The sequence below is a fragment of the Bartonella sp. B1098 genome, assembly GCF_944896145.1.
Classification (GTDB): Bacteria; Pseudomonadota; Alphaproteobacteria; order Rhizobiales; family Rhizobiaceae; genus Bartonella.
On the sequence record NZ_CALYLP010000005.1, the window covers coordinates 181,700 to 188,655 of the forward strand.

Here is a 6,956-nt window from a genome sequence, read left to right on the forward strand (position 1 = left end):
TATTCACACATCTTTAAAAGTAATAGCTAAATGAAAATATCCCTGCTGAATATAATCGTCCTAATTTCTTTCTCTATCCAATCAAAAAACTTCATTTCTCATTTTCTTAGTTCTATTTGTATTCTTCATAGCAATATTTAGCTAAGTCTAAAGTCATCTTTGTATACGCCAAATTCGTATTCAAAATGTAATTATGGATCTCTTAAATTAATTGAAAACATATTCATTATTGTTTGAAATACATTTTCATCACTAACAGAAAAACTAAAAAATTTTCTTCATTATGAAAATCTGAAATGGTTAGTATTATTTCTTTTTTGTTTTTTCCTTTAATAGAAAGCTATAAAGAGAGATACTCACTCAAAAAGCTTACAATCGCATGTTTTAAAAATGCCAAAGACTATAGCAAGCCTTGCGTTGATTTTTGAACTTCTTGACAGTGGTGGTTTTGAAATTGGTCTCTATGCTATCACAACAGCGTTGCGTTGGGAAAAATATCTGATAAGTCATGCGAAACGTCTTTACGCAGCGGGGGATACATTAACAGCAGAGCGTGCAAAATTGATTGTCGAACGCTGTGATTGTTTACCCGATGTTTTTACGGCAAGGGATATCTATAGACGATGTTGGAGTTCTTTAAAAGATAAAGAAGCTGTGAAGCAAGCTTTAGAGCTTTTATGTCGTTCTAATCACCTGCGAAAAAAGTTTATAACACATCAGACAAGTGGACACCCTAGCGCCTATTATGAATGGCATCCTTTGGTCAAAAACAACAGCATAAAACAATAACACCTCTTTTGAAGTTTTTAAAACAATCACACAAAACTCTTTTTATAGCATTCTCATTAAGTAATTTTTTTCCAAAAAAAATGATCTGAATGACTTTGTAAAAAGAGTTTTGTCAGTGCTGTCAGTCTTGTCAGTTCTTTTTAGCCCCCCCTTTCTATATATTTTTTAATCAAAAATAAAAGTTATTATATTTCAATAGATTAATGACTTTAAAACACAACTCATATCAATGGTGCAATCTTTAAAAATAACCAATGATGTAAATTGATTAAAACCTGTCAGTTATCTGTCAGTAAATTGAACTGACACAAATGCCCTTTTCAATGATTTATAAAACTTATCAAAATAATCATTATGATATTTTAAAAGAACGTATTGCATCTGTCTTGATTAACACATCAAATGAATAGCAAATTTCACTATTTTGCTGATCTGATCTTTCTCATAGGCTGTTGATAAGTATCCTTTTAAAAACTCTTTTGAAAAAATTATCGGCTTTTTAGCAGTTTTTTCCCATTTTTATCGATATTTGTTTTAAACGCATTTAATTGAATTCGTTTTGATTCTTTTGATGGTTATTGATCATCTTATAAGACAAGGGATTTTTATTGTAATATGCTGCAATCTGTTAAGTCTGATAATAAACACGTCACGCTACGCTCTCTGTTGGACTATTATCGTCAACGAGCAAAATCACCCCGTGAATTGGGAACCCTTTTTGAAAATCTTGTGAAGGATTATCTGTCTGAGGACCCTCTTCAAAAGCAAGAATACGAAAAGGTTCAAACTTATTTGGAATGGGCTCAAGAGCATGATGAAGATGGGCGTGATATTGGCATTGATCTGGTCGCTACAATCCGTGATGACGGCGGCTATGCGGCTATTCAATGTAAATGCTATGATGCTTCTCACATCATTAAAAAAGAAGATATTGATAGTTTTATCGCTGCCTCTGGGAAGAAAATATTCACACGTCGCATATTGGTTGATAGCACTGAAAGCAATTGGAGTGATAATGCGAACAACACATGTGATGGTCAAGAAGTTCGTATTCAACAGATTAATCTGTTTGATTTAGAAAACAGCCAAATTGATTGGGGGGCTTATAAAGAAAGAGGACAAGCCGTCCTTAAAGAGCAACCGAAAAAAAAGCTTTTAGATCATCAAAAAGAAGCTCTTGAGAAAGTCTGTGAAGGTTTACAAGAAGCAGACCGTGGCAAGCTTATTATGGCATGTGGGACGGGCAAGACTTTCACAAGCCTTAAGATAGCAGAGACCATGGCGGGAAAAGGCAAGCGTGTGTTGTTTTTAGTCCCTTCTCTTGCTTTGATGTCACAAACAATCCGTGAATGGACCCTTGATACAGAAATTCCTTTACGTTCTTTTGCGGTGTGTTCGGATACACAAGTAGGAAAACGTCGTAAAGGGAAACATGATGATGAATCTGGTCTCGATGCTTCTGATCTTGTTTTACCCGCTACCACGGATTCACAAGAGCTTGCACGTAAAGCCAATAAAACCTCTCTTGATGTGATGACAGTCATCTTTTCAACCTATCATTCCATTCAAGTGATTTCGGATGCACAAAAGGATTATGGGTTACCCGAGTTTGATCTGATTATTTGCGATGAAGCTCATAGGACGACGGGGGTTGTATTGGGAACAGACAAGCATGAATCTGAATTTATCAAGGTTCATGATAACAGTATCATTCAAGGTAAAAAACGTCTGTATATGACAGCAACCCCAAAGATCTTTAGTGACAAGCTGAAAAGGAATGCTGTCTTGTCCAATAACGTTTTGGTGTCCATGGATAATGAAAAACTCTATGGCAAACAACTTTATGCTTACAGCTTTTCAAGGGCTTTAGAAGATAAGCTGTTATCACCTTGTAAAGTTATCATATTAGTAGTCAATGAAAAAGAAGTAAGCCAATCCATTCAACATCTGATGACCGATGAGAATTATGAACTTATTCTCGATGATAGGACCAAGATTAATGGCTGTTATAGAGCCCTTACTAAAATGGACTTGAAACTTGATCTTGAAGATGACCCCAAGCCTATGCGTAGAGCTTTAGCTTTTTGCAAAGATATTGATACTTCTAAACGCATATGCAAGAGATTTAAAAAAGAAAAAGTGCAAGAATCTTTGCGCGCTCTTCATAAAAACTATAAAGATACTCCCCCTCTTAACTGTACCTTTGCCCATATTGATGGAACCTTTAGTGCTAAAGAGCGTACAAAACAACTTGACTGGTTAAAGGAAGATGCGGGGGAAAATACTTGCCGTGTTCTGACCAATGTACGCTGTCTTTCTGAAGGTGTTGATGTTCCTGCTCTTGATGCCGTTCTATTTTTACACCCGCGAAAAAGTCAAATTGAGATTATTCAAGCAATAGGACGCGTCATGCGTCGAGCAGAGGGTAAAAAAAGAGGCTATATCATTCTACCCATTGGGATACCCGCTGACATTCCGCCGGAAATAGCCTTAGAAAACAACAAAAAGTATAATGTCATCTGGCAAGTTCTCAATGCTTTACGTGCCCATGATGATAACTTTAATAAAATAATTCATCATATGCACAAAAAACAGGATGTAAGCTATGCTCTTGAAATCGTCGCTGCTTCTCAAGAACTTGCGTTAGAAGATACGACCACGGTTATTGATGATTTACCTCTACGCTCAAAATTAGAGTATTCAGGACTTAATATTGGATCACTAACTTATGAACCCTCTCATACAGGTGGAGAACAAGGAGAACTTTCCCTTTTTTCTAAATGTAAAGATGTCATTAGAGCTGCTATTGTTAATAGATTTTACGACCCTAGCTATTGGAAAAAATGGGCAATAAATGTTGGTGATCTTGCTCAAATTCATATCACACGCTTAACTGAGGTTTTGGCAAAATCAGAAACCGAAACACGGCGGGTGTTTAATGATTTTATGACCGAATTGCGTAGCAATTTAAATACGAATATTTCTGAACAAAATGCAATTGAAATGCTTGCGCAACATCTTGTGACGCGTCCAGTCTTTAATGCTTTATTTGAGGGGCATCAGTTTGTTCAAGAAAATCCCGTATCTTGCGCTTTACAACGTGTACTCAATGCCCTTGATAATTTTACTCTTAAAGAAGAATCTCAAGATCTCAAAAATATTTCTAAGAGTGTACAATTTTACACGCGTGGAATTACCACTCTTGAAGCACAACAAAGCTTAATTGTAGAGCTTTATAATGAATTTTTCCGTTATGCTTTTCCGCGTGCGGTAGAAAAGTTAGGAATTGTTTATACCCCCATTGAGGTTGTGGATTTTATCATTCACTCTGTTGATGATGTCTTGCGCAATGAATTTGGAAAAAGTCTAGGATCACGGGGTGTGTCTATTCTTGACCCTTTTACAGGAACAGGAACCTTTATTACGCGGCTATTACAATCTAAACTGATCAAACCAGAGGATATGGAATATAAATACCGTTATGATATCCATGCTAATGAGATTGTCTTGCTAGCCTATTATATAGCAGCCATTAATATTGAAGCAACCTATCATGGTCTTATGAAAGGGAATTATATCCCATTCAAGCATATTGGTTTAACCGATACGTTTCAGATGCTTGAAAGGAAAGACTTGTTGCAAGAATTATTTAAAGAAAACAGTGAATATTTAGAACATCAGAAAAATCTCAATATTGAAGTTATCTTTGGTAATCCTCCTTATTCCGTAGGACAAAAAAACGAAAACGACAATGCAAAAAACACCACTTATCCCATATTAGATGACCGTATTCGTGAAACTTATGCTGCTCTATCGAAAGTAACTAATGTGCAAGCGCTTTACGATAGTTATATTCGTGCTATCCGTTGGGCTAGTGACCGTATTGATAATGCTGGGGTAATTGGCTTTGTTTCTGGTTCTAGTTACATAGACAAGCCAACAATGAATAGCTTACGAAAATCTTTAGCCAAAGAATTTACCAGTATTTACGTACTCAATTTACGGGGGGATATTCGCAAAAATATGATGAATAAAAATAATTCTCAAGAAGGAGAAAATGTTTTTGGTAATGGAAGTATGACGGGTATTGCTGTGACGCTGTTTATCAAAAATCCTAATGCTTCTGGAGACTGTAAAATTTACTATCATGATATTGGTCATAATCTCACGACAAAAGAAAAACTTACGATTATAGAGTTCTTTGGTAGCATTGATGGTATTACACGGAGTAAACAAGGTTGGAAAATAATTACACCAGACGAACATGGGGATTGGATTAATCAACGTGATGATAGTTTCAAAAGATTTCTAGCTCTAGGTGTTAAAAAAGGGCATGATAAAAAGCTTTTTGAGATTCATTCTTGTGGTTTAAAAACTAATCGTGATGTTTGGATATATAATTCAAGTCGTGAATCCTTAGTGAAGAACATAAATAACATGATTGCCTTTTATAACACTGAGGTTGAACGTTTTAATAATAGCTATTCACATGCTGATCATAAGTTACGTAAGAATGCTATAGATAATTTCGTCAATACAGATGAGAGAAAGATAAGTTGGAGTAGTAGTCTGAAAGAAGAATTAGTAAAAGGAAAGATTTTTGAATTTGAAAACAAATGCCTTACACAAAGTTTATATCGTCCTTTTACACAACAATGGCTTTATTACAACTATACCTTTAATGAAAGAACTTACCAGATGCCTCGAATATTTTCTATGGGACAAACGGTTGAAAATAGAGTGATTCAAATTACAGGTATAGGAACTCAATCAGGTTTTTCTGTTTTGATAGCTAAGTCTATACTTGATCTTCATGTAGTGCATAATGGTCAATGTTTTCCAAGATACTTTTATGAAGATACTATAGCCTTAAAATCTAAAGATAATAACCAATCCCATTTGTTTACGAATTCTACAGAGGAAAGCAACAGTGCTGGTTTACAGAGACGTGATGCCATTACGGATGAAGGACTAGACCATTTTCAAGCAGCTTATCCTAATGAAAAAATCACAAAAGATGATCTATTCTATTATGTTTATGGAATCTTACATTCGGAAGATTATCGTACCCGTTATGTTGATAATTTATGCAAAGAACTCCCTCGTATCCCTTGTGTAAAAACTGCTGAGGACTTTTGGAAATTTGTTACAGCAGGGCGTGAATTGGGTCATTTGCACGTCAATTATGAAACTGTAGAACCTTATCCGGTGACCTTTAAAAAAGGCAATCCAAAACAGACTGATATCTCTAGTCCAGAGAAGTTTTATTACGTTACAGAAATGAAATTCGCAAAAGTTAAGAATAGTAAGGAAAAGGATAAAACAACGGTTATTTATAACAGCAATATCATAATGACAGATATCCCTCTTGAAGCTTATGAGTATATCGTCAATGGCAAGCCTGCTCTTGAATGGGTTATGGGGCGTCAATGCGTAAAGACTGATAAAAAGAGTGGTATTGTGAATGATGCCAATCGCTATGCTGTTGAGACCGTTGGAAACCCTGCCTACCCTCTAGAATTGTTTCAAAGGGTTATTACCGTAAGTTTAGAGACAATGAAGATTGTTAAGAACTTACCAAAATTAGAAATTAAAGAAACTGAATAAGCTTATTAAGGTATGCTCATATAATGGGTATGCTATCTTATAAGGGGTATAGAGTCTTATAACCATAATCTATACCTCTTTGTTAAGTTGATTAGATACAATCTTAAAAGAAGTGTTTATATGCGTTCTTCTAAAAAAAAGCTTTGCACTTTTAAACACCCTTATTTGGATTGTCTTTAAAAGATTATACCGTAATCTCAAACGATAGCTTTATTGTTTTTAAAAACGCTGTTTAAAGAGAGTTACATATATTTATTTTGCTTATAGATTTTGAAGGTTTCTCAAACTCTCAAAATACCTTCAAAATATATTATGAGTTGTGTTTATAGCTTTATAATATCACTATAGGGTGTTATTTTTAAACTTGATAAAAATTAAGATATTGAAATATAATAACTTTTATTTTTTGATGTTTAAAAATATATAAGGGGGGGTAAAAAGAACCTTCAAAACTCATAACCATCACTATCTTGATAGCATTTTTTATGATTATAAACTGTCTTTTAAAAGGCTTTAAAAGATCACATGCTTTCATAGGACATGTTTTAATCACTCACTAA

Annotated in this window: 2 protein-coding genes; both read left to right on the forward strand. The window is 34.7% G+C overall.

Going from position 1 to position 6,956, the window contains the following annotated elements:
* Positions 1-342 precede the first annotated feature (342 nt).
* Positions 343-789 carry a DUF3987 domain-containing protein gene (locus tag NNJ85_RS09400; RefSeq protein WP_371923333.1) on the forward strand — a complete coding sequence of 149 codons (447 nt, stop codon included), beginning with the start codon at positions 343-345 and terminating at the stop codon, positions 787-789.
* A gap of 615 nt (positions 790-1,404) precedes the next feature.
* Positions 1,405-6,396 carry a type ISP restriction/modification enzyme gene (locus NNJ85_RS09405; RefSeq protein ID WP_254475463.1) on the forward strand — a complete coding sequence of 1,664 codons (4,992 nt, stop codon included), beginning with the start codon at positions 1,405-1,407 and terminating at the stop codon, positions 6,394-6,396.
* The last annotated feature ends 560 nt before the right edge of the window (positions 6,397-6,956 follow it).

Coding starts and splice junctions, on each gene's coding strand:
- NNJ85_RS09405 (WP_254475463.1), top strand. CDS start 1,405: ATGCTGCAATCTGTTAAGTCTGATAATAAACACGTCACGCTACGCTCT.